General features: G+C 69.7%; 20 protein-coding genes and 1 pseudogene. 13 read left to right on the top strand and 8 right to left on the bottom strand.

Annotation, left to right across the window (positions count from 1 at the left end; all coding sequences use genetic code 11):
• The gene (locus DMB42_RS01100) at positions 1 to 480 is read right to left on the bottom strand and encodes a hypothetical protein (RefSeq protein WP_125629708.1); all 480 of its coding nucleotides are present in this window, start codon (positions 478 to 480) and stop codon (positions 1 to 3) included.
• A 194-nt stretch (positions 481 to 674) separates the two neighbouring features.
• Positions 675 to 1,700 (bottom strand): annotated as a pseudogene (locus tag DMB42_RS01095) (MFS transporter); the annotation flags it as partial.
• A 20-nt stretch (positions 1,701 to 1,720) separates the two neighbouring features.
• Between DMB42_RS01095 and DMB42_RS54635 the strand changes: the two are divergent.
• The 4 genes from DMB42_RS54635 to DMB42_RS01080 all read left to right on the top strand — a co-directional run bounded on the left by DMB42_RS54635 (position 1,721) and on the right by DMB42_RS01080 (position 5,003).
• Positions 1,721 to 2,296 carry an NADPH-dependent FMN reductase gene (locus tag DMB42_RS54635; protein ID WP_260477411.1) on the top strand — a complete coding sequence of 192 codons (576 nt, stop codon included), beginning with the start codon at positions 1,721 to 1,723 and terminating at the stop codon, positions 2,294 to 2,296.
• The gene (locus DMB42_RS54055) at positions 2,296 to 2,655 is read left to right on the top strand and encodes a TetR/AcrR family transcriptional regulator (protein WP_221761956.1); all 360 of its coding nucleotides are present in this window, start codon (positions 2,296 to 2,298) and stop codon (positions 2,653 to 2,655) included. Before DMB42_RS54635 ends, DMB42_RS54055 begins: the two co-directional genes overlap by 1 nt.
• Positions 2,597 to 2,938 carry a TetR/AcrR family transcriptional regulator C-terminal domain-containing protein gene (locus DMB42_RS54050; RefSeq protein WP_221761955.1) on the top strand — a complete coding sequence of 114 codons (342 nt, stop codon included), beginning with the start codon at positions 2,597 to 2,599 and terminating at the stop codon, positions 2,936 to 2,938. Before DMB42_RS54055 ends, DMB42_RS54050 begins: the two co-directional genes overlap by 59 nt.
• A gap of 322 nt (positions 2,939 to 3,260) precedes the next feature.
• On the top strand, positions 3,261 to 5,003 hold the full coding sequence (locus DMB42_RS01080) for a leucine-rich repeat domain-containing protein (RefSeq protein WP_125629701.1): 1,743 nt from the start codon (positions 3,261 to 3,263) through the stop codon (positions 5,001 to 5,003).
• Between the two features lie 50 nt (positions 5,004 to 5,053).
• Here the strand turns inward: DMB42_RS01080 and DMB42_RS01075 are convergent, their stop codons facing one another.
• Complete coding sequence (locus DMB42_RS01075) at positions 5,054 to 5,923, bottom strand: IS5 family transposase (protein WP_125631105.1); 870 nt, start codon at positions 5,921 to 5,923, stop codon at positions 5,054 to 5,056.
• Positions 5,924 to 6,678: 755 nt separating this feature from the next.
• Between DMB42_RS01075 and lanL the strand changes: the two genes are divergently transcribed.
• Together lanL and DMB42_RS01065 are read left to right on the top strand one after the other, a co-directional pair.
• The gene (gene lanL, locus DMB42_RS01070) at positions 6,679 to 9,339 is read left to right on the top strand and encodes a class IV lanthionine synthetase LanL (protein WP_185844402.1); all 2,661 of its coding nucleotides are present in this window, start codon (positions 6,679 to 6,681) and stop codon (positions 9,337 to 9,339) included.
• 279 nt (positions 9,340 to 9,618) lie between these two features.
• The gene (locus DMB42_RS01065) at positions 9,619 to 11,400 is read left to right on the top strand and encodes an ABC transporter ATP-binding protein (protein ID WP_125629697.1); all 1,782 of its coding nucleotides are present in this window, start codon (positions 9,619 to 9,621) and stop codon (positions 11,398 to 11,400) included.
• 70 nt (positions 11,401 to 11,470) lie between these two features.
• On the opposite strand, the gene DMB42_RS52895 is transcribed toward DMB42_RS01065, so the two are convergent.
• Positions 11,471 to 11,623, bottom strand: coding sequence for a hypothetical protein (locus DMB42_RS52895; RefSeq protein WP_185844401.1), 153 nt, complete (start codon positions 11,621 to 11,623; stop codon positions 11,471 to 11,473).
• Between the two features lie 59 nt (positions 11,624 to 11,682).
• Between DMB42_RS52895 and DMB42_RS01060 the strand changes: the two genes are divergently transcribed.
• Positions 11,683 to 12,780 (top strand): epoxide hydrolase family protein, encoded by a 1,098-nt coding sequence (locus tag DMB42_RS01060; RefSeq protein ID WP_125629695.1) that lies wholly within the window; start codon positions 11,683 to 11,685, stop codon positions 12,778 to 12,780.
• Positions 12,781 to 12,885: 105 nt separating this feature from the next.
• Here the strand turns inward: DMB42_RS01060 and DMB42_RS01055 are convergent, their stop codons facing one another.
• Positions 12,886 to 13,410 carry a TetR/AcrR family transcriptional regulator gene (locus tag DMB42_RS01055; RefSeq protein ID WP_125629693.1) on the bottom strand — a complete coding sequence of 175 codons (525 nt, stop codon included), beginning with the start codon at positions 13,408 to 13,410 and terminating at the stop codon, positions 12,886 to 12,888.
• 83 nt (positions 13,411 to 13,493) lie between these two features.
• Between DMB42_RS01055 and DMB42_RS01050 the strand changes: the two genes are divergently transcribed.
• On the top strand, positions 13,494 to 14,189 hold the full coding sequence (locus DMB42_RS01050) for an SDR family oxidoreductase (RefSeq protein WP_221761954.1): 696 nt from the start codon (positions 13,494 to 13,496) through the stop codon (positions 14,187 to 14,189).
• Between the two features lie 114 nt (positions 14,190 to 14,303).
• Here the strand turns inward: DMB42_RS01050 and DMB42_RS01045 are convergent, their stop codons facing one another.
• Positions 14,304 to 15,164, bottom strand: coding sequence for a phosphotransferase family protein (locus tag DMB42_RS01045; protein WP_125631103.1), 861 nt, complete (start codon positions 15,162 to 15,164; stop codon positions 14,304 to 14,306).
• 162 nt (positions 15,165 to 15,326) lie between these two features.
• Here DMB42_RS01045 and DMB42_RS01040 point away from each other — a divergent pair, with 162 nt between their 5' ends.
• Positions 15,327 to 17,606: a hypothetical protein gene (locus DMB42_RS01040; protein WP_125629690.1), complete on the top strand. Its 2,280-nt coding sequence runs from the start codon at positions 15,327 to 15,329 to the stop codon at positions 17,604 to 17,606.
• Positions 17,607 to 17,679: 73 nt separating this feature from the next.
• Here DMB42_RS01040 and DMB42_RS01035 read toward each other — a convergent pair whose 3' ends face one another.
• On the bottom strand, positions 17,680 to 19,104 hold the full coding sequence (locus DMB42_RS01035; protein ID WP_125629688.1) for an alpha/beta fold hydrolase: 1,425 nt from the start codon (positions 19,102 to 19,104) through the stop codon (positions 17,680 to 17,682).
• Between the two features lie 87 nt (positions 19,105 to 19,191).
• Between DMB42_RS01035 and DMB42_RS01030 the strand changes: the two genes are divergently transcribed.
• The gene (locus DMB42_RS01030; RefSeq protein ID WP_125629686.1) at positions 19,192 to 19,746 is read left to right on the top strand and encodes a TetR/AcrR family transcriptional regulator; all 555 of its coding nucleotides are present in this window, start codon (positions 19,192 to 19,194) and stop codon (positions 19,744 to 19,746) included.
• A 129-nt stretch (positions 19,747 to 19,875) separates the two neighbouring features.
• Entirely contained in the window at positions 19,876 to 20,190 is a 315-nt protein-coding gene (locus tag DMB42_RS01025) for a hypothetical protein (RefSeq protein WP_125629684.1), read from the top strand.
• Positions 20,191 to 20,424: 234 nt separating this feature from the next.
• On the opposite strand, the gene DMB42_RS01020 is transcribed toward DMB42_RS01025, so the two are convergent.
• Positions 20,425 to 21,141, bottom strand: a complete 717-nt coding sequence (locus tag DMB42_RS01020; RefSeq protein ID WP_125629682.1) for a TetR/AcrR family transcriptional regulator C-terminal domain-containing protein — start codon at positions 21,139 to 21,141, stop codon at positions 20,425 to 20,427.
• 100 nt (positions 21,142 to 21,241) lie between these two features.
• Between DMB42_RS01020 and DMB42_RS01015 the strand changes: the two genes are divergently transcribed.
• Together DMB42_RS01015 and DMB42_RS01010 are read left to right on the top strand one after the other, a co-directional pair.
• Positions 21,242 to 21,835, top strand: coding sequence for an NADPH-dependent FMN reductase (locus tag DMB42_RS01015; RefSeq protein ID WP_125629680.1), 594 nt, complete (start codon positions 21,242 to 21,244; stop codon positions 21,833 to 21,835).
• A gap of 6 nt (positions 21,836 to 21,841) precedes the next feature.
• Positions 21,842 to 23,335: an MDR family MFS transporter gene (locus tag DMB42_RS01010; protein ID WP_125629678.1), complete on the top strand. Its 1,494-nt coding sequence runs from the start codon at positions 21,842 to 21,844 to the stop codon at positions 23,333 to 23,335.
• Positions 23,336 to 23,374 lie beyond the last annotated feature (39 nt).

The following is a 23,374-nucleotide window of genomic DNA, read 5'->3' as shown; positions in this document are numbered from 1 at the left end:
TCAGCAGCCGACCGGTACGTCCACCGTGACGGACGCGGGGCCGTAGAAGCTGGGGCCGCCGGGACCCACGGGCCCCTGGGACAGCTTGACCTCGGCGCGGACCGTCGATCCGCAGGGGGCAGTCGCGGTGACGCCCTCGACGGTCACGGTGTTGTTCCAGATGCTCACCGGCTGCCGCCGGGAGCCGAGGAACAGGCCACCGACGACTTGGCCGGATACCTCCACCTCTGCGCGCTGCGGGGTGATGACTCCGCCGGGTCCGGGCTCCGCGATGCCGGGCGCGCCGACGGTGCCGTAGAACCGCGCCTGGGTGCCGGTGAGATCCACGCAGGCCTTGGTGGAGAGGCCCGAGATCAGGACGCTGTCACTGCAGGTGGTCGTAGTCGTCGTGGCGGATGCCGGGCTGCTCGACGCGAGCGCCCCCGCGGCCGCCGCCCCTGCGGCGAGTACTGCGGCTCCACGCTTGACGATCTGCTTCAACGATTTCCCCTTTGATGGTCGGGCGTGCGGGCCTCGCGCCGCGCACGATCAGTAGCATGTCACACATGACATGATGAAATGCTGAGCGTCAGGAGAACTGCGTGAGAACCATCAGAAAAGGTTTGAACGTTCAAATCGGACACTCCAAAACCGCAAAATAGGATGGGTCGAACGCGGGATCACCCAAGAGTGGTTCACGCGAGCAGGAGAGTGGCCAGTGCCGGGCCGAAGGCGCCGCCCAACTGGTAGCACAGGGTGAGCAGGCTCACGGCGGTGGCGCGGTGCTCGTGCGGCACGACCTCGCCGACGCGGGCCGCGTACCAGGCCATCGCCGCTGTGGCGGCGAACACCGCGAACGCGGTGGACGCCGCGACGAGCACCGGCCACGGGGCGGCCGGCGCCAGCGCGACGGCCGCGGCGCCCGTGGCCGGCAAGACGGCCCGGGTGACGGCCGCGCCGAGCCGGGAGGTCCACCGGGTGAACGACAGCGAGGCGATCGAGCCGACGGTCAGCATCATGAGCGTCATCAGCCCGATCCGCTCGGTCGTCCAGTGGCGTTCCAGCAGCCGGGGCACGGTGTAGAGCAGGGCGAAATAGGAGGTGGACAGCGTGCCGGCCGCCACTGCCGCGCCTGCGAACGCTCGGGAACGTATCACCGGCCGAGGGGCGAACCCGGCGGGCTTCATGTGGACGTGCAGGGTCAGCATCAGGCCGGCCACGGCCGCGGCGGCAGCCGCCGCAAGTTCCAGGCGCGGGATCAGGACGATGGCGCTGACCAGTGTCATCACCAGAAGGATCCCGATGGCGTCGGTGCGGGTGGCGGTGGCTTCGCGGCTGTCGTGATGCGCGGCGTGGCGTAGGACGGCGGGGACGGCCAGCAGTGCGGGCAGGGACAGCAGCAGTGGCACCCGCCAGGAGATCACCGACAGGGTGGAGCCGGCCAGCGGGCCGAATGCGCCGACCAGTCCGACCCCGGCGGTGATGGCGCCTGCTCGCGAGGTGGTCCCGGCCAGGGTGATGGCGATGGTGACCAGACCTCCGCCGCCGGCGGCTTGGGCGGCGCGTCCGGCCGGCAACGTCGGCAGCGTCGATGCGCCGCCTACCAGGAGTGTGCCGAGGAACACGAGGGTGGCGTTGACGATTGTGGCGGCTCGGATGCCGCGGATGCGCAGCAGCGCGGCGGTGAGCGGAGCGCCGAGGACGCCGCCCCAGCCGAAGGCTGTGGCGGCCCAGGTGTGCCTTGTCCGGCAGCCTGCGCGCGGACTCCCACAACACGGCCCTGCTGCACGCGGCCCGCGCGCTCGATCCTGGAGGGTTCGCCATCGACATCGATCACGATCTGGGCCGGTTGCCCCTGTACAACCAGGACCTGGACACCGGCACGCCACCCGCGCCAGTCACCACGCTGCATGCCCGCATCGCCGAGGCCGACGCTCTGCTGATCGCCACGCCGGAGCACAACGCCTCCGTTCCGGCCGCGCTGAAGAATGCCATCGACTGGGCCAGCACGGCTCCCGAAGGGCTGCTGCGGGGTAAGCCCGTGGCCATCGCCGGCGCCTCGCCGGGGCCGTTCGGCTCGGTACGCGCCCAGCTCGCCCTCCGCCACATCTTGGCCGCGGTGGGAGCGGAAGTCGTCGTCAAACCGGAGGTGACGGTCTTCCACTGCGACACCCGCTTCACGCACGACCGCCGGCTGACCGACCCCTACACCGCCGATCTGCTGCGCGAACTGCTCGACGCCCTGGCCCGCAAGGGCCGCCGGTGCGCTGGGCGCCCCTACACTGCACCGAGGAGTCTCCAGCGGGAAGGACGTTGATGACCCTGCGCCAGGCCGAGCCGTACGGCCGACCGGAAAAGCGGCAGGCGATCACCCGTGCCGCCCGCCGCGTGTTCGGCCGCGACGGCTACACCCGGGCCGGTGTAGACGCGATCGCCGCCGAGGCGGGGGTGTCCAAACGCACCATCTACCGGCACTTCACCGACAAGGAGCATCTGTTCCTGACCGTCGCGCTGGAAGGCGCCGACGAGGTCACCGCGGCGATCGCGCAGATCATGGACCGGCACCTGCACAAGATCGTGGATCTGGAGCGGGACCTGATCGACTTCTCTCGACCGGGTGGCCGCGGTCACCGTCGTCCCCGACCACTTCGCCCTGGTCCGGGCCATCGAGGCTGAGGCGGCCCACATCCCGCCGCCGATTCTCAAGGCGTGGGTCGCGGCCGGCCCGCAGACCGGGCATCTGCGGCTGGCGCCGTACCTGCGCCGGATCGCCGAGCGCGGCCTGCTCCGGATTGACGACGCCGATGTCGCCGCCGCCCACCTCACCCTGCTGACCGTCACCGACGTGAACCAGCAGACCTTCTACGGCGCCATCCCGCTCCCCCCGGAGGAGGTCACCCGGCTCGTCACCGCAGGCGTGCGGGCCTTCCTCCGCGGCTACGCGGCCTCCGCCGCGTAGCCGGCGATCCCGGCGCCGCCAACTCAGCGGAAGGGACCACACTCCATGACCATCAAGATCCCTGAATGGTACTGCGATCTCCTGGAGCAGCGCTCTCACCAGGGCAATCGTACCGAGAAGCCCTAGGGCGTGCTTTAGAACGCTGTCGCGTTGATCGCGCCACGCCGAGATGATCTCGGTGTGGCGCGTGGGGATCTCACCGATGAACAGTGGGCTGTGTTGAACTTCTGCTACCGGTATCGACGGCGGGGCGACCAGCAGCCTCACGACGGCGCTGGACTTTCCCATAGGCCTGTCACAGCGCGGACCTATGCTCGTCGCCATGTCGATATCCGCCACCCCCGCATCCCTGTCCTATGCCGACGCCGACGCCCGTCTGAGCGGCGCGTTGTCCGCCGCGTTCGAGAGTGAAGGCGAGTCGTCCGACTATGACAGCGTGCTGTTCTTCGACGGCGATCTCGCGGTCGACGGGGACTTCCTGGACGCCGTCAATGCCCTGCGAAGCGGGGACGACGAGGACGACGTCGAGCTGATCGTGATCACCGGCAATCTGACGGTCAACGGCCCGATCGCGCTCTATGAGGACCAGCCCGGACTCTACGTCGGCGGTCGCACCGAGGCCGAGACCCTGGAGGCCGGCGACTGCGAGATCTACATCCACGACGGCGCCTTCACGCACCTCGTCTACGGCTATTACAACCACGGCTGGCTACGAACCGGGACCGTCGAGACCCCTTGGGTGATCGACTTCGAACACGCCATGGACGTGCACGCCGTCGGCGGGCGCTGGGTGGACAACCTCGGCGACGCCAAGGACGCCGACTACACCAAGCCGGGCATCGTCGAGGCGTTCGTGCCCGAGGTCGTCAACGCGGAGGACCGCTGTCTGGACGTCGATGCGTTCCTGGACCGGCTGCGGGCCGGGCTGCCGGTCCTGCGGCCCGGAGCCCGGACGGCGGCCGAGTCGGCCGAAGCCGACGTGTCCCGGTCCCGGACCGACCGGGTGGAGCACCTCGACCTGACCGATCGCAAGCTCAAGGAGTTTCCCGCCGAGGTGCTCCAGATGCCGTGGCTTCATACCCTGATCCTGGACGGCAACCCGATCGGCGAGCTGCCCGAGGCGCTCGGGACGCTCACCCGGCTGGAGCACCTGTCGGTGCGCAACTGCGAGCTGACCGCCCTGCCGGAATCGATCGGCGACCTGGCCGCGCTCCGGGTGCTGTGCGTCGCCGGCAACCGGGACACGGACCTGGACACGGTCGAGTTCACCCTGCCGGCCGCCATCGGCCGGCTCACCGCCCTGGAGGAACTCGACATCTCCTACCTGTCCGTCTCCGTCGACACGGAGTCGGGGTCGGAGTGGAACCTGCCGGAGGTGACGCGGTTCGTCCTGCCGGACGCCTTCGGCGACCTGGTCGCGCTGCGCAAGCTGGTCGCCGACGGGACCGACGTCGTGTTCCCCGACTCCGCACACGGGCTGGCCGCCGTCGAGGAGGTGTCCATAACCGGCGGGAGCCACTACTTCCTGCGGACCTTCCCCGAGGCCGTCACCACCTTCCCGAACCTGCGCCGGCTCGACCTGAGCGGCAACTACTTCGACACCGTCCCCGACAGCCTGCTGCGGTTGACCCGCCTCGAAGAGCTCGACCTCGGCGACAGCCTCGGTCTGCTGCGCGACCCGCTGCCCGACCTCGGCCGCCTGCCCGCGCTGCGGGTCCTCGGCTTCGGTGGATACAGCCGCCGCTCTAGCACGCCCCTGCCGTCGCACGATTTCCTGCGGGAGCTGTTCGCCATGGAGCTGCCCGGACTGGAGGAGCTCCGGATCAGCCGGTGGCAGCGGAACACCAAGCGCCTCAAGCTCAAGCCCGAGCACTTCGCCGGGATCGGGACGTTTCGTCGGCTGCGGATCGTCGACCTGAGGTTCAATCAGCTCAACGACCTGCCGGCGGATTTCGACACGCTCCCCGATCTGGCGGTGGCCAACTTGTACGGCAACCTGTTCCCAGGAGCGGTCCGCGACCGGATCACCGCCGCACACCCGACCGCCCAGATCGACTTCGAGTAGGCGTTCGAGGTCGGCGTGGCCGGCATGACAGCGGAGCCGGTCGCCGGGGATCACGGCCACTCATCAATCGCCGCGATCTGTACGGTGACCAAGTAGCAGACGGCGAGCTTGTCGTATCGGGTGGCCACGGCCCGGTGCCGCTTGAGCCGATTGATCCCGCACTCCACGGCGTGCCGCAGCTTGTAGTCCTCCCGGTCGAATACCGGCGGTCGACCGCCGGCGCTGCCGCGACGTTTCCGCCCGGCAATCTGGTCGCGGCGCTCCGGGATCGTGGCCCGGATGCCCCGACGTCGCAGGTAGACGCGGTTGGCCTTCGAGCAGTACGCCTTGTCGGCCCGCACCCGATCCGGGCGGCAGGGGGGACGGCCAGCACCCAGGCGGGGCACCCGAATCGCCTCCAACACGGGCACGAACTGTGGACTGTCGCCGCGCTGCCCAGCGGTGACGACCAGGGACAACAGTCGCTGTCCGTGTTCGCAGGCCAGATGAATCTTGCTGGTCAGGCCGCCGCGGGAGCGGCCCAGGCCGTGGTCGGCCGGTTCGATATCCACCCCGCCCGGCGGCTCCTTCTGGGCTGCGCCGTCGCGGCGGGCGCCGGCGGCGTGCTGATGGGCCCGGCTGATCGTGGAGTCCACCGACACGTCCCAGATAATCCGCCCGGCAGCATCGGCCCTGGTCTGCAGCTTGATGAGCAGCATGGCCAACACGCCCTCGCGCTGCCAGCGCCGGAACAGTGAGTACACCGTCTGCCATGGACCGTACTCCTCGGGCAGGTCACGCCAGGGCACACCGGTCCGCACGCGATGCCGAACCCCGTCGATCAGCCTGCGCTGGAACAACGCCGGTCGGCCCGTTGCCGCCACCGGCAACAACGGCTCCAGCACCGCCCACTGCGCATCACTTAGGTCCCCACGCGCCACACCGAGATCATCCCGGTGCAGCGCGATCAACGAGACAGGGTTCTAAGACACGCCCTAGCTAGGACACACACCCCTCACGCTGATCTCGTTCGGCTACCTGCACGGCCCGCCGCCCGAGGTCGCCCGCGAGGACCCGCGCCCAGATGGAGAGACCGTGCGCCGGGCTGTCGCGGACCGGACGGCAGTCGTCCCGGCGCCGCTGACGACGCCGACCACCCGGCGCCCATTCCGGGAAGAGCTCTGCGGCGCCGCGACCCATGGATTATGAGTGTGTTCTTTGGTATCGCTAGAAGTCGCCGTATGTCATTTCATTGCTGAGGCCGGGCCTCTCCCCGTCGTCGCGTCGCGCTGTGCTCATGAGTGCCGTGCTGCAACGGCCACACGCGAGCGACCGCGAACTCGATGGTCAAATCCACCCCCGAGCGTGTTCGAAGCGGTCGACTTCAGTATGCGCGTCTCGGAGAGGACTGCCGAGCCCGCGCCGGTCCGAACGCCAGGTCGGCGACGGAGGGCAGCCCGGCTGGACGGCGTCGCCCGGCCACTTCGAACGCGCGTCCGTGAACCGCTTTCCGGGCCATTCAACGGACGAAACAAAAAGGCGAATAAATGCGACCGGTAAAGGGGCTGGCGCTCTCCTCCGGCCGGGAAACGAGCTCTCACCTCGCATTCAATTCATTTCCCATTCATCTGCAAGAGCGCTTCGCGACTCTCGGATCCGCAGGAAAGCGGCGACAGTGGAAGCGGGTCACGTGGGCATGCATTCGGAAGACCCGGCCATTCTGCGCGACATCGTGACCGCCGAACTCGGGCGCGCGGGCGCACGGGACTGGTCGATCGCCGAGGACAACTTCTGGTGCAAGGTCACCCCCGACGCCTATCCGATGCCCGACCAGGGATGGAAGCTGCACGTCTCCGCGACGATGCTCTCCGCCCCACTGGCGCTCGCCCGCGTCTCGCGAGTACTCACCGAGGCCCGTTGCGCCTTCAAGTTCCCCGCCCGGCTGAGCGACTACTGGAAACTCCTTGAGCCGCACTGCAGCCGGGCGCAGGCCGGGAAGTTCATCACCGTCTATCCCCTCGACGACGCCGAGTCGGTACGCCTGGCCGCCTTGCTCGATGACGCCACCAGGGGACTTCCCGGCCCGGTGATCCTTTCCGACCGTCCGTACCGGGCAGGCGGGATCGTCCACTACCGCTACGGCGCCTTCAGCGGGCACCGTGTGCTCGGCAACGACGGGTTCTACGAGATTCGGCTGCGTTCGCCGCAGGGCCGGCTCGTACCCGACGAACGGCGGCCGAGCTTCTCCCCGCCACCGTTCGCGACCTGCCCGTTCGAGGTTCCGGTGGCGAGCCGGCGCCCGCGGGTGGCCGCGGTGATGCTCAACGACCGGTTCATCGTCCGTAAAGCCGTACGGCATGCCAACCGCGGTGGCGTCTACCTCGCCGAGGACACCACCACCGGCCACGACGTCGTCGTCAAAGAGGGGCGTCCGCACGCGTGCGCCGATCTGAGCGGCCGCGACGCGCGAGATCGGATCGCGGCCGAACGTTCCTGCCTGGAAGACCTCGCCACGGCCGGGATCACGCCGGCCGTGGTGGACTTCTTCGACCAGGGCGGCCACACCTTCCTCGTCGAGGAGTTCGTGCCGGGGATCACGCTGCAGCGCTGGTCGGACGAGAATGCCGGGCCACTGGGCGAGCACGGGTTCGGCGGCGCGCCGGCGCAGGTCCTGCCCATCATCAGCCGCCTGACCGCGGTGCTGAAGGCGCTGCACGGCCGAGGCTACGTGTTCGGCGACCTGTCGCCGAACAACGTGATGCTCTCGCCCGGCGGTGAACTACGGCTCATCGACCTGGAACACGCGGCCGTGCCGGGCACCACCGTCATGGTGGGCGGGACCCCGGGCTACCTCGCCCCGGAGCTGGCGGGCCACGTGGGGGAGTTCCGGCCCGCCCCGCACGCAGGCGCCGACCTCTACAGCCTCGGCGCGATGGCGTACTTCCTGGCGGTCGGCGCCCACCTGGACCCGCCAGGCCCCGACCAGGTGGCCTGGGTGGCAGCGGTTGCAGCGGCCAACCCCACGCTCGCCCTGCTTCGACCGCTCGTGGAGGGTCTACTGGCGACAGAACCGGAGCGGCGCTGGCCGCTGGACAGCTGCCTTCGCTTCCTCGCCGCTCTCGCCCCGGAGCGGGCCGTCCCCCACCACCGGTCCCGGCCGCCGCAGCGGATCGGCCGCCTGATCGACGACGGGATCGCGCACCTGGTGGAGACGATGCACACGAGCGAGGACGCCCCGTCGCCGTGGCCCGACGCCGCCGACGGCATCGAAGCCGATCCGTGCTCGGTGAACGGCGGCGCGGCGGGAATCCTCGGCGTTCTGACGCGGGCCGAACCGCACGCGAGGGCGGCCGCCGAACTCGCCCGATGGTTGAGGCGGCGGCTGGCGGCCGAGGACGTCTGGCCGCCCGGCCTTCACTTCGGGCGCTCCGGCGCGGTGTGGGTGCTGTACGACGCGGCGACGGCCACGGGCGACGCCGAGCTGGCACAGTTCGCGGTGCGGTCAGCGCGGCAGCTGCCGACCGACCACCCCAGCTGCGACGTGACGCACGGACTGGCCGGATGCGGCATGGCGCTCTTGCACATCGCACTGGCCTCGGGAGATCTCGTGCTTCGAGACCGGGCCGCCGAGGCGTTCCAGAACCTGCATCAGGCGCGGTCGTACAGCAACGGCCACCCGCAGTGGCCGACGCCGCAGATGTTCGACTCGGGCCTGGCCGGGGCCAACCACTTCGGGTTCGCGCACGGCATCGCCGGCATCGGGACCGCGTTGCTCCACGCGGGCCGGGCCCTCCACCAGCCTGACTGGACGGCGACCGTCCACGAGATCGCCCGCGCCCTCTACGAACACGCCGAAGTGGACGGCGACACCGCCTGGTGGCCGACACAGCGCGGCGACCTGTCCACGGTGCGCCCGCGCCGCCCGTACTGGTGCAGCGGTTCCTCCGGGATCGGCTCCTTTCTCGTGAGGTACTGGCGCGCCACCGACGACCCGCCCGCGTTGGACCTGGCGCGCAAGGCCGCGGCGGCCGTGCACCGTACTCGATGGCAGTCAGGGACGGTGCCGTGCCACGGACTGCCCGGCGACGGTGAGTTCCTGCTCGACATGGCGGATCTCACCGGTGACGACCGCTACCAGCGGTGGGCGCGAGATCTGGCCGGATGCCTGGAGATCCGCGCGGCCGATCGGCGCGGCCGCCTGCTCGTCCTCGGACCGCCGGGAGACTCCCCGCCGACCTTTCTCGCCGGTACGGCGGGGATTGTCGCTTTCCTCCTCCGACTGCGCGACCGGTCCGCCCGGTTGTGGATGCCGGAGGAGGCCCCCAAGCTCGCCGCTCCCGCAGCGGGACGGCGATGACAGACGGCCGCGCCACAGGCGGCCCCGGCATTCACAAGGAGGTGACGACCATGTCCTTCGACGTCGAGGACCTGCAGGCGCTCCAGGAGCTCGAGCCCGGCGCCAACGAGGCGCTCCGGCTGACCAACTGCATCAAGCACTTCGGCTGCACCGACAACTGACAGTCGAACCCGCCCGCCCGGACACGGGCGGGCGGGGCTCTGTTCGATCAACAGACGTTCGATCGCCAGACGTTCGAGCAACAGACGTTCGAGCAACAGACAAGGACAGGCCCGGCCCGTGCACGATCGTCCCCTCTTCGCTTCGGAGAAGCCTTCCGCCCCCGGGACCTGGCGCAGGGTCGTGCGGTTGTTCATGCCGCACCGGCTCGCCATCTGCCTCGTCGTCCTGCTCGTCGTGGCCTACTCCGCACTGAACGCCGCCGTCCCGTTGCTGACCCAGCTGGTCTTCGACCGGGCGCTGTTCGGCACGGGCGGTCCCGACCTGCCGCTGCTCGCGCTGATCGCCGGCCTGGCGGCGGCCACCGCCTGCGCGGTGGGTGTGGTTGACCTCGGCCAGACGTGGGTGTCGGCCCGCGTCGCGCAGCAAGTGGTGCACGCGCTGCGCGTGGAGCTGTTCGGCCGTCTCCAGCGGATGCCGCTGGCCTTCTTCGCCGCGACACGAGGCGGCGAGATCCAGTCACGGCTGGCCAACGACACCGCTCAGATCGAGAACGCCGTCAAGGACACCCTGCCCAGCACGCTGTCCGGCGTCATCGGATTCGTGGCCGCTGCCGGCGCGATGGTGGCGCTTTCACCCCGGCTCGCGGGGGCCGCCCTGATTCTCGCGCCCATCGTCGTCTGGGTGGCCTCCCGCTCCGGGCGAGCGCTCAAGAACCTGTCGGAGGTCAGCCAGCGCTCTCGCGCGCAACTGTCGGCCATCGTGGCGGAGCGGCTGTGCCTGGGCGCCGTCACCCTGGCCAGGGTCCACGGCAGAAGCGCGGACGAGGCAGGCAGGTTCGCCGCGGAAAGCCGGGAGCTGATCCGGCTCGGGGTACGCTCCGGACTGGTGGCCCAAGGGGTGCTGAGCGCGGGACACGTCTTCTTCGTGCTGACCCCCTATCTGGTGTTCGTGGCGGCGGGCCTGTCCGACGGGATCACCCCAGGCACACTGGTCGCCTTCACCGTGCTGCAGGCCAGGCTCTACCAGCCCCTTTGGCAACTCCTGCACATCTCCACCGAGTTCCGATCCGCCCAGGGAGCCTTCGAGCGGGTCTTCGACTACCTCGACCTGGAGCCCGAGCCCGAGCTGGAGCCTGGGCCTGATGCCCGGCCAGACCCCGCCCCCGGGCCCGGCGCGCTCGCCGTCCATGAGGCCACGTTCCGGTACGCCGCGGGGGAGCGGGGCCGTCCGGCATTGGACGGTGTGAATCTCGCCCTCCCGGCCGGATCCACCACACTGGTCGTCGGCCCGAGCGGCTCGGGCAAGACGACACTCGGCCACCTGCTGGCCGGCCTGCACACGCCCACCGAGGGCTCGGTCCGAATCGACGGGGCGAAGATCGCCCGTCCGTCGCCCGGACGGGTCTGCATCGCCACGCAGGAGCCCTTCCTCTTCCAGGGGTCGATCGCCGACAACCTCCGATACGCCGCCCCCGACGCCACCGCGGGCGATCTCATGCGTGCCTGCCGGCTCACCCGCGTCCACGAGCGGATCATGGCACTCCCGGACGGCTACGACTCGCTGGTGGGAGAGCGGGGGGCGCTGCTGTCCGGCGGTGAACGACAGCGCGTCGCCCTGGCTCGCGCGCTCCTGGCCGGCGCGTCGGTGCTGGTACTCGACGAGGCCACCTCCGCGCTCGACCCGATGACCGAGCTGGAGGTCGTCGAGGCGATCCTGGCCGAGCGGGCGGGACGGACGACGGTGATGATCACCCACAGGTTCGGCGTCCTTGAGTCCTTCGACACCGTCGTGGCCCTGGACGAGGGCCGGGTAGCGGAACACGGAGATCGCCTCGACCTGCTCGGCGACCGGCACGGGTGGTACGCGCGGATGGTCCGCGCCCAGACCGGCGTCGCATAGACCCCGCCATTCGCCCTGTACCGCGTCAAACTCATCGCATAGGGCTTGAGCCGCATGTTCTCCGAAGCAGCTACGCGGCTCGCGGGTACTCGTCGATCAATCCTCCGATCACCTCCCGGCGTCCGGTCCGGCGGTGACGCCACCAGGACGGTTCGGCGAACGGATCCTCGCGGTTGTCGAGGTGGTCGCCGCGGGTGAGCTGATGGCTCGTGTCGCGAAGCACTGTCAGAATCATGTCGCTCAACAGAAGTAGCTCACCGACCACCTGACGATTGCCGGAGCATGCAACCCTTTCGGATCGACGTACCGGAGCACGTGCTTGCTGACCTGCGAGTACGCCTGTCGCGCACCCGGTTCACCCCAGTCTCGGACCGCACGCGATGGAAGGCGGGGGTCGACCCCGCGGACCTGCGTGCCTTGGTGGAGCACTGGGCGGACGGCTTCGACTGGCGCCAGGTCGAAGCCAGGTTGAACAAGTACTCGCAGTACCTGACCGAAGTCGATGGCCAGCAGGTGCATTTTGTCCACGTCAAGTCTCCGCGACGCGGCGCGTTGCCGTTGGTGCTCACCCATGGGTGGCCGAGCTGCTTCGTGGAGATGCTCGCAGTGGCCGACCGGCTGGCCGCCGACTTCGACGTGGTCATCCCCTCACTGCCGGGCTTCGGGTACTCCGAAACACCCCACGGGCCATTTACCGGGCATCGGATCGCCGAGACCTGGCAGCACCTGATGACCACGACCCTCGGCTACCAGCGCTACGGCGCGTTCGGCGGGGACATCGGCGGCAGCGTCACCCAATGGCTCGGCGCCCTGTTTCCGGCCAGCGTGGTCGGGATCCACATGACCTCCGGCAGCCTCACCGCCGGCATCGACTCTTCGGCCGTGAACCCGGGCGAGCGGATCTACCTGGAGGCCGAACAGGCCTACGATGCCCAGGACGGCGGCTACAGCGCGATCATGCGAACCCGTCCGGACACCATCGCCGCGGCGCTGGCGGACTCACCGGCAGGGCTATTGGCCTGGATCGCCGACAAGTACCGCGACTGGAGCGACTGCGAGGGCGACCTCAAGGCCCGCTGGGAGGCCGACGACTTGCTCACCGTGGCCACTCTCTACTGGGCCACCGGCAGCATCGGTTCCTCCTTCCGTCCCTACTACGACCATCCGCACACCGGACCCCGCCCACCGATCACCGTTCCGACCGCGATCACCCTGAGCCACGAACCCCTGATGGCAGGCTTCCCCCGGAGCCTGGCCGAACGTGCCTTTCCCAACCTGCGACATTTCGCTCGCCCCGACCGCGGCGGACACTTCATGGCCCACGAGGAACCGGACTACCTGGCAGAACAGCTCCGAACCTTCTTCCGGCCCCTGACCTGAACCGGGGTTGAGTGACGACGCCCCATCGCAGCCGGCCGCGCCCCTGTGCCAGCACTTCGTCGAGCACCTGGACGGTCCGGTCGTGGTCGACGTCGGACGCGCGCACTACGACGACAGCCGGGCGAGCATCGCGGTGACATCGTCGGCGAGTGACTCGTCGACAGGCGCGTGGCGGTTCATCAACCGGTACCACATCGCGCCGAACACCATGTCGACCGCCAGCTCCAGGTCCACGTCCGCCGACAGCGTCCTGGCGAGCACGGTACGCAACGCCTGCCGGCGGGACTCTATGAACCCGCGCATGTGTACGGCGAACGCCTCGTCGCTCTGCGCGTCGGCCATCAGGCCCACGACCACACCGCCCACCGCGCCACCGCTCAACCGGAAGGTCTCGAGGAGGAACGTGCGCAGGTCCTCGCTGCCTGTGGGCGCCTCGACGAACGCGGTCAGTGCTTCAAGCATCACCTCCGCCTTGGTCGGCCACCAGCGGTAGACGGTCTGTCTGCCGGTGCCCGCGGCCTGCGCGATGCCCTTCAGCGTGACGTTCTGATAGCCGTCGCGCTCGCACAGATCCAGGGCCGCGCGCAGGATCGCGTGCCTGGACGTCTCGCTTCTCGGTCTGCCCACCATGGCCACCATTTTACAAGACACGATGTCTCGATTTATGATTTCGAGGCAAGGTGACTCGAAAGAAGGTCTCAACTATGCGTACTGTGATCATTGGCGGAACCACCGGCGTCGGCCTGGCCACCGCGGAGCTGCTGAGCAAGCAGGGCCACGAAGTGATCGTCACCGGGCGCACTCCCGAGCGGGTGGAGCAGGCGGCCAAGGAGATCGATGGCACGGGTTACGTCGTGGACGCCAGGGACGAGCAGGCCACACGCGACTTCTTCGACCGGATCGGCCCGGTTGACAACGTGGTGATCAATGTCAGCGGGCGCGGCCAGGCCGCCGGACCGCTCTCCGCGATCACCGCGGACGCGCTGCGCCAGGCCGTTGAGGACAAGCTGATCCCGCACTTCCTGACCGCGAAGGCAGCGGCGACGGCACTGTCGGAGCGCGGCTCGATCACCTTCATCGCCGCCGCCTCGGCAGGCGCGGCCTTCCCCGGCTCCAGCGGGCTGGCCGCGATCAACGGTGCGATCGAGGCCGTCGTCCCCGGCCTGGCCGTGGAACTGGCGCCGATCAGGGTGAACGCGGTCTCGCCGGGTGTGGTGGACACCGAGTGGTGGAGCTGGCTGGACGAGGCGGTCAGGGCCGAGGCCATGAAGGGCTTCGCCGCCGCCTCACCACTCAACCGCGTGGCCGAGCCGGCTGACATCGCCTCCGCGATCGCGTTCGTGGTCGGCAACGCCTTCACCACGGGGACAGTCCTCACCGTCGACGGCGGGGGGAAGCTGAAGGCGTGAGGACGATCCTGGTCACCGGTGCGGCCTCCGGTCTCGGCCAGGGCGCAGGCGTTGCGACGGCGACAGTCTCGTCGCCTGGTTCCCTTGCCGCTTTCACGTGACCTTCGGCGATTTCTACGGACCGTCCAGTCGCCTGGTCGCTGTGTCGAGTGTCGGCCAGGGAGGACCCTCACGCAGCAAGCGCAGAAATTCCTCGCCGAAGCGCCGCCCGTCCGGAAACTGGTCGCCGAGCTCCCAACGCCACGCGGCGACCATCGCGATGACGAGCTGCCGGCACTCGTTCAGCAGCCCTTGGTCAACGCTTGGGTAGTGCTCGCAGACCGCCTCGGGAACATGGGCGAGATCGAACTCGACGGGTCCACGGCAGCACGTCTCAAGGTCGATGAACAATGGGCCGTTCTTCGTGCTGAGCACATTGCCTGGATGTGGCTCGCCGTGGAGCAGCTGCTCCACGGCGCCGCGCTCGTCGATCGCTCGTCGCAGGCTTGCCAGCGTGCCGCTGAGGAACACGCGGTCCGCGTCGGCGAGCTCCGGCGAGCGTTCCGGGTCGGCGACGATCTCTTCCGCCTCCGTGATCCGGTCCGTGAACTTCGGGCTCGGCACGTCGACCTTGCGCATGCCGGCGTGCAGCTGCTCCAGCGCCGTGGCGTAGTCGACTGGTGAGGTGTGAGGTGTCACGGGCTCGTAGTAGGTCCACAGCGTCACGGCGAAGCCATCGCGCGTGTACACACGCGGGTCCGTCCGAGGCTCCAAGGGACACACCGGGCATCCGACCTCGGTGAGCCGCTGAGCGAGCTGGACCTCGAACTGTGCCACCTCTTGTCCCACAGGGGCGACCCGGGCGAAGACGTCGCATGGCGTCAGCCGCAGTGCGAGCTTGTTCGAGTTGTGGACGACGATTGCGTCGTCGGCCGGCAGGTCGAGCGACGCGGCGACCGAAATCGCAGCCGAGATCGCACGCGTGACGTCGGTCATCTCCACCCTCGAAATTCTGGCATGGATGAGCGTCGGGCACGTCCCGGCACTGGAGGTACCGGAGCGGGTGGCCCAAGGCCTGCGGGAGTTGGTGCTTGATCCACTTGGCCGGGGATCAGTAGGGTTGGGCGCTTTCCTCCTCACCCCGTCCCGGAGTGCCTCATGCGCCGCCATCGTTTCGGCCGGCTCGCCGCCGGTTTCGCGGCCCTCTACCTGGCCGTCGTGATCGTCCTCGCCGTCGTCGGACTGGTCACCGGCGACCTCGTCCCTCTGTGGAGAGTCGTCGCGGATCCGGACGGAATCACGGCGGACGAGATCCGGGCGTGGCCATGGCTGCCCGCCCTGCTGGTGCCGATCGCGGCGGTGCAGGCGTGGGCGTACCGGGAGGTGTTGCGCGGGCGGCTGCGCGGGGAACCGGCGCGGCACGGCCGGGAGGTACGACTGCTGCGGGTCGCTCTCTACGCCATGGTCGTGTACGTCCTGACCTGGCGGCTGCCGATCCCCTACCTGTGGTGGATGTCGCTGGTCGCCGATGTGATCGAGCTCGTGGTGATATGGCTGTTCTTCCGCGTGTTGTGGGGGAGCACCCGCCGATGGCCACAGGTGCTCATGCTCGTGACCGGCGTGCTCAGCGTGATGCACGACGTCGTCACCACCATCTCGTACCAGACGGGCGACTACCTCTTCGCCGGGCAGGACTGGACATGGGCGCTGGACGCCTTGTGGTCGGTGTGGCTGGTGTCGCTGCTGGTGGCGCAGGCGCGGGATCCGCGCTGGAGCGGCGCGACGGTACGGGCCGGCGTGATCGCGGTCTTCTTCTCCCTTCTCTCGTCCGGTTCGGTCTCGATCGTGGCGTTCGGCGGCTCGGACGCGGTGGCGTGGAAGCTGATGATGCCCTCGCTCCTGGGCGCGGTTTCGGTCTTCTCGCTGGTCTGGTGGGCGAGGTCCGCACACGACCTGGGCACGCTTCAGCCTTCCGCGCCCCGGACGAAGCCCGTGCGGGCGCGTGCCAAGTGGTGGCCGCTGCCGGCCGTGGCGATCGTGCTCCCGCTGGTCCCTGCCGCCGTCAACCTCGCACAGGGGGTGCCGTTCTGGCTCGGACCGAAGAACGTGCTGGGCGACGCGGTACGCGAGTACACCGGGTCGGAGGCCACCGCGTACTGGTTCGCGCTCGACCTCCTCGTCGGCGTCGGCGCGCCGGCGGTGCTGATCCTGGTCGCCGGGCGGCGGCGGACACGCACGTTACTGCGCGCCACGACGCTGAGCCTGTTCCTGCTGGGCGGGGCCGGCGCCGTGAGCACGTTCACATCGGGGCACTCCACCTTCTTCGGGGAACTGTGGCTCTACCCGGAAAGCCTCTACGTCGAGCGGGGCGCCGTCGTCCCCTACGACGGTACCGAGCTCCTGTCTCCCGGCATCTCCCCGCTCTGGTACGCCCTCGCGCTCACCGCCTCCGGCCTCATCCTGCTCTTTCTGTACGCCGCCCCGCCCGATCACCGCGTCCGCCACCATGTCCTCCTGGCGGGGCTCGCCTCGGCCGTGGCCCTGTGCCTGCTGCCCGCAGCGGACATGGCCCACGGCCCCGCCACGGACTGCGACATGCCCGAGTCCTGGGAGATCGACACGGGGGAGGCCGAGCCGCGCGAGCTGACGGCCGAGCAGAAGTTCGTGTGCTCCCTGCGCGGCGACCACCACGCACAGAGCCTGCACGTGTTCCCCGACACCACACCCGACCAGGTCGTGCTCGCCTACGGGCGCCACCTGTGCGGCGTCCACACCCGCAACGACCCACGGGAGCTGGCCCGGTTGAAGGTCGACCGCGCTTCCCTCACCGATCCTCTGGCCGGCATCTGTCCCAGCGCCACCACCATCGTCCAGGCCGCGAAGGCCGAGCAGGACCAGGAGATCGCGGCGATGCAGGCCGACTCCCAAGCCATGTGCGACGCCACGCCGCGCCACCGGCCGCGCACCAAGCCGGCCCGGGCGATCCGGATGAAGGAACCGCAGTGGACCGACTACGGGGTGCTGCAGACGTACGAAGAGGAAGGAGAGGAGGAGACCGAGCCGGACATGGACCCCGGCAACGGGCTGGTCTCCTCCGCGCGCGGGATCCTGTCCGTCATGACCCACCCCGACTTCGACCTCTGCGTCACCCTGGAGACCTACACCCGACGGCCGCCCGTCGAGACCAAGGGCTGGGACAAGGTGGTCGAGGTCGGCTATTTCAGCCCGGGCGGCCAGATCGTGCTCTACGACAGCCTCAGTGGCACCGAGCTGCCCAACCTCGCCCTCAACGGGAGCAAGGGGCACTACCGCATCCGCGTGCACTACGCCTGGTTCCCCTGGAAGGGCGAGGCGCAGAGTGGGCAGCGGCTGCTGATCATGGCGTATCCCGGCAAGGGCGACAGGGAGATCGTCCACCGGAACCGGAAGTCGACCTGACTCTCCAGTTGCCGAAGATCTCATCCGATGCGTCGAGGGTGACGACAGGCCGTCTCGGGCGTGGCCGCAGTGCTCAGGTTCTGACGCCTGTGGCCAGGACGCGCCCGACGAGGATGTCGGTGAACCTGTCCGGCTGCTCGTACAGCGACCGGTGCCCGGCGCCGGGCAGGACGGTGTGTTCCTTGTGGGGCGCCACGAGTGTGGCGTACCAGTCGTCCAGCAGCCGGCTGCGTGCCGGGACCTCGTCGGCGCCGTCGATGAAGTAGGCGGGTACGGCGAGCCGCGGGACGAGGGTCCGCAGGTCGAGGTCGCGGGCCTTCGGGTAGTAGCGATCGTAGGCGTCGAGGAAGCCGGTGACGAGGTGCACTTTGTCCAGCAAGGTGTATTCGGGCGCCGCCAGGCTCTCGTCGAGGCCGCCCTGGCCGTTCCCCGTCGCGTAGACCTTGCTCTCGGCGAGCAGCATCGGCTCGTAGCCGTACATGCCGGCATAGGGCGGGGGCCCGACGGCTTCCAGCGCGGCGGTGAGGTCGCGGTCACGGTGGCCGCGCGCCCAGGCGAGGGTGTCGGCGTACTGGACGCGGTCGGCGGCGCCGGTGTTCACTGCCTGACCGACGCCGACGTAGGCGTGGAACAGCTCGGGCCGCTGTTGCACGGCGAGCACCGCGGGCAGGGTGCCCCCGGAGTGTGCCAGGAGGTAGATGCGGTCCTTGCCGAATCGGGTTTTGAGGTAGTTCGCGGCGGCGAGGATGTCGCCGGTCTCGCTCGCCGGGGTCAGCGTGGCGGTGGGTTCGAGCGTCGGGTAGGAGCTGCCGCCGCCGCGGCGGTCGAGGGTGGCGACGACGACGTGGTCCTCCAGTGCGGACAGGTGCTTGCGCACCGCTCCGCGTTCGGCCGCGCCGGGCGCGCCGGGGAGGAACAACAGGACCGGCTTGGCCGTGTCCCGGCCGCGGATCATCAGCCCGAGCCGGTGGGAGCCGCTCGGGATGGCCGTCAGCTCGGCGACGGCACGCTCACCGGTGATCGGGGCGGTGCTCGCGGGCAGCGCGACGCCGATCGCCAGCGCGGCGACGATCATTGCGAGCACGCCGATCAGCGTCCGGCCGAGCCAGTGCCGGACGCGGCCTGCTCCCGATCCTGATCGGGCAAGGCCGGCTCCGCAGGCGGCGCCGACGAGCATCGGAAGCAACGCGAGCAGCCCGTGCACGCCCCGCCCGGCGAGGAGAGCGAGCACTCCGAACAGCCCGCCCTGCGGCGCGTCGACGCTCGGCCCTTCCGCGCCGGTCCGGACGATCTCGAAGACCACGGCGAACACCGCCGGCGCCGCGATCATCGCCCATCGCGACCTGGCGAGGTATCCGGCGACCCCGCCCACGACCAGGCTGAGCCCGATGCTGGTCAGCGCCGCTGCCGGGGTCAGTGGCCCGCGCGGCGTACTCACCCCCGCGACCGCTCCCCACGCCAGCGGTGGGAGTACGGGCGCCATCCTGTTCAAAATCATCGCCGCCCCTTTCGTATGTAGCAGACGCTACATGCATACGAATGTAGCATGCGCTACATTCGCGGGTGAGACTGCTACGGTCGAGCCATGGATCGTCGTGCCGAGCTGGCCGAGCAGGTGCTGGACTACGTGCTCGAACACGGTCTCATCGGGTTGTCGCTGCGTCCGCTGGCCGCCGCCCTGAACACCAGCGACCGCATGCTGATCTACCACTTCGGCAGCAAGGAACGGCTCGTCGGCGCCGGCGTCGAGCTCGCGCAGCAGCGGCTGGCCGCGGCGGCCGAACCTCCTGGCGAGGCGGTGCGCAGCGTCGCCGACCTCGTCAGGCATCTGTGGTCCAGCCTCGCGCACCCGAGCGGCACGCAGATCACCCGGCTCTATCTCGACCTTTCCGTCCTCGCCGCCAAGGAGCCCGAACGCTGGAGGCCCGCCGTCGAACAACTGCGCGGGCCGTGGCGCGAGCCGTTGCGGGGCGGCCTCCTCGCCCTGGGTGTCGCGGCGGCCGAGGCGGAGCCGCTCGCCGACCTCATCCTCGCCACACTCGACGGCCTGGCGCTCGACCGCATGGTCGCCGCGGACCCGGCGCGCGCCGACAACGCGGCGGCGGCCTTCGCCGACCTGCTCGACCGCCACCCCGGCTGACCACCAGGTCGGCGCCCCCCTGGCGGCGTCGGTGCCGATCAAGTAATCACAACTCAAAGTGAGTAAGCCGATACTCTGCGTGAAGGGCGCTTCCGGTGGGGAAGGCCCGCGACGAACGGAGTGCGCCAGATGGCAATCGGCGATGTCACGTACACCGACGCGCTCGGCGGTCGGGTCACCTTCACCCAGACCGAGGACTTCACGGTCCGCATGACCGGCCAGTTCAACGAAGGCTTCGACGACCAGGACGCGAAGGTCCTTCTCCACGTCGGCGACGTGCCGCCGGCCGGCTCCCTTGACCTGGGCATCAACCCCCCGGGAACGTCGGCGTTCGAGCACGACTTCAATGGCGTGACCATCGCCGATTTCACCGACGTGCCGATCCGGATCATCGCCGGCAACAGCGTCGTGGCCGTCTGCGACCCCACGGTGCCGGTCTTCTAGCAGGGCGGGCAGCGCCCGAGCTGCCGAGCCGGACATCGGTCCCGGCCGGCAGCAACCGCCGGCCAGGGCCCTCACGCTCGCGAGGGCAGGCTCCTGACCCGGTCAGCAGCTCTGACCAGCACCCAAATCGGGGCTAGCCGATCATGGGCAGGGTCAGGCGGTCCCAGGCGGGGGATGAGGCTCGGCGGGCCGAGGCGACGTCGAGTTCGGCTTCCCGTGCAGTAGTCGCGTCTCTCAAAGGCCCAGGCGAGCAGCGATGCCGTCGAGGACGCAGTCGAGGCCGGATTCGAACTGCCATTGCGTGTCGTCCTTGCGGGCGGCCGTGTGCAGGTACCGCTGAAAAGTGGGATAACGGCCGGTTCGCATGTGCCACATCATCAACGGGGCGAGGGTGTCGCGCAGTTCGTCCCCGTCGGACAGGTTCTGCTCGGCGATCAGGGTGCTGACGGCACCCTCGTAGTTCATGGAGCCGTGCACATAGGCGTCCACGGTACGGAAGGCGCTCATCATCGCGTCAGCGTCGAGCCCCAGGCCGTCGAGGGCCGCCAGGGCTCTTTCGGCCACGGCCATCCGGCGAGGTGTGAGGGAGAGCTTGGCCTGCGGGGGCAACTGGGCGAGCCATCGGTGGTCGAGCATCAGCCGGCGCGTGCGCACGGCAAGCGTTCGCAGGTTCTCGCGCCAGCCGAGGCCGTCGGGCAGGCTCAGGTCGGCGTAGACGTGATCGACCATCAGCTCCAGCAAGTCGTCCTTGCCGGACACGTGGCGGTAAGGCGCCATGGGAGCGACGCTCAGCTCGGCCGCGAGGCGGCGCATGGTGACCGCCTCCAGGCCCTCGGCGTCGGCGATCGCGACGGCGGCCGTGGCGATGCGCTGCGGCGACAACACCTGGCGGGGCGTGGGGGCGGGCCGCTCCAGCCGTTCCCACAGCGACACGTTCTCATCCGTGGCCACAGTCAGGGCCTCCCTTCCCGGCGCGACAGATACAACGTATCAGAAGTAGACAACGTACACAGTGATGCGTACATTGTCTCTCGCAAATACGTTGTACACATTGGGGAACGACATGCTCAACATCGCCGTCCTTCTCGGCAGTACCCGTGACGGCCGCTTCGGACCCGCCGTAGCCGGCTGGATCATGGACCATCTGACCCAGAGGGAGGACATGAACGCCGACCTGATCGACCTGGTCGAGACCCCGCTGCCGACCGTCTACCCCGTACTCGGGCAGCCGCCCGCCACTCAGGAGGCCAAGGACCAGCTGGCGGCCGTGTCACCGCGGATGGCGGCGGCCGACGCCTTCGTCATCGTGACGCCCGAGTACAACCACAGCTTCCCGGCGGCGCTGAAGAACGCCATCGACTGGCACAACACCGAGTGGCACGCCAAGCCCGTCGCGTTCGTCTCCTACGGCGCCTTCTCCGCCGGACTGCGCGCCGTGGAGCAACTGCGGCTCGTTCTGGCCGAACTGCACGCCGTAACCATCCGCGACAGCGTCGGCCTGCAGCACCCCTGGGCGCAGTTCGACGGCGACGGCAAGGCCGTCGACCCGGCCGCCGACGCCGCGGCCAAGGTCATGCTGGACCGGCTCGCCTGGTGGGGGCACTCGCTGCGCGAGGCCAGGACCGCCCGCCCCTACGCCGCCTGAACCGCCATGACCCGCCTCGGCATCTTCGGACTGCTCATCGGCATGTTCCTGGCCATGGTCGACGGCCTGATCGTGGGCACCGCACTGCCCACGATCGCCGGTGACCTCGGTGGCCCGGACCAGCTGCCCTGGGTGGTGACCGCGTACATGCTCGCCGGCGCGGCCACCACTCCGATCTGGGGCAAACTCGGCGACCTGTTCGGCCGCAAGGCCACCTTCATCACCTCGATCGTGCTCTTCCTGGCGGGATCCGCACTCTGCGGCCTGGCGCAGGACATGACCCAGCTCATCGCCTTCCGCGCCGTCCAGGGGCTCGGCGCGGGCGGGCTCATGGTCGGCGCGCTGGCCATCATCGGTGTCCTGGTCCCGCCGCGCGAGAGCGGGCGGCTGCAGTCGATGATCGGCGTCATCATGCCGGTCGCCTACGTCGGCGGACCTCTGCTGGGCGGCCTGCTCACCGACCACCTGAGCTGGCGCTGGACCTTCTACGTCAACCTTCCCCTCGGCGCCCTGGCCCTGCTGCTCATCGTCACCCGCGTCCATGTGCCGCCCGCCGTACGCGCCCGGCCTCGCATCGACTACGCCGGGGCGACCCTGCTGACCACCGCCACCGTCGCCCTGACCCTGCTGGCGGGCGGGACCTCGTGGATCCTCGGCGCGATCGGCCTGCTCGCCCTGGTCGCCTTCGTGGCCGTGGAACGTCGTACGGCGGAGCCGATCATGCCGCCCCGGCTCTTCGCCGACCGGAACTTCACCCTCGCCCAGATGCTCAGCCTCCTGGTCGGCGCGGTGATGCTCACCGTGACGAACTACCTGCCGCAGTACATGCAACTCGTCCAGGGCGCCTCCCCGGCGGCCAGCGGCATGCTGCTGCTCCCGCTGATGTTCGGCATGCTCGGCGCCCAACTGGTCACCGGCCGTCTCATCAGCGCCAACGGCCGCTACCGGATCTACCCCATCCTGGGCGGGGCGCTCATGACCGCGGGTGCGCCGGCCCTGCTGCTCCTCGACGGCGACACCCCTGGCGCCCTCGCCTCAGCCCTCACCCTCCCCATCGGAGCGGGAATCGGGCTGGTGATGCAGAGCACCACCCTGATCACCATGAACAGCGCCGATCCCCGCGACATGGGCGCCGCCAACGGCACACTCACCCTGGCGCGCACCGTCGGCGGATCGCTCGGCATCGCCCTGCTGGGCAGCCTGTACGCCTCCAGGATGGGGGACGGTCTGGCTGCCCGCCTGGGCCCGGCCGAAGCCGACCGCCTCACCACGGGCGGTGAACTCACCCCAGCTCTGCTCCCGGGCCTCCCCGAACGGACGGCGGGTGCCGTACGGCAGGCCGTCACCGACGGCCTGCACGTCATGCTCCTCGGCACCGCCGTTCTCGGTGCGGCCGTCTTCGCCCTTTCCTGTCTGGTCCGCGAAACCCCGCTGCGTTCCAGCGTTCCCGACGCGCCACCCCCGCCGGGCGCCGATTCCGGCTCAATCGCCTCAGGGTGAGTACGACCAGGTCACCGGCTGCGGCGTGACTCCCGGGTG

This window comes from Nonomuraea sp. WAC 01424, from assembly GCF_003947315.1.
GTDB lineage: Bacteria > Actinomycetota > Actinomycetes > Streptosporangiales > Streptosporangiaceae > Nonomuraea > Nonomuraea spiralis.
Note: the sequence above shows the minus strand (reverse complement) of the source record. Positions and strands in the feature narration are given on the sequence as shown.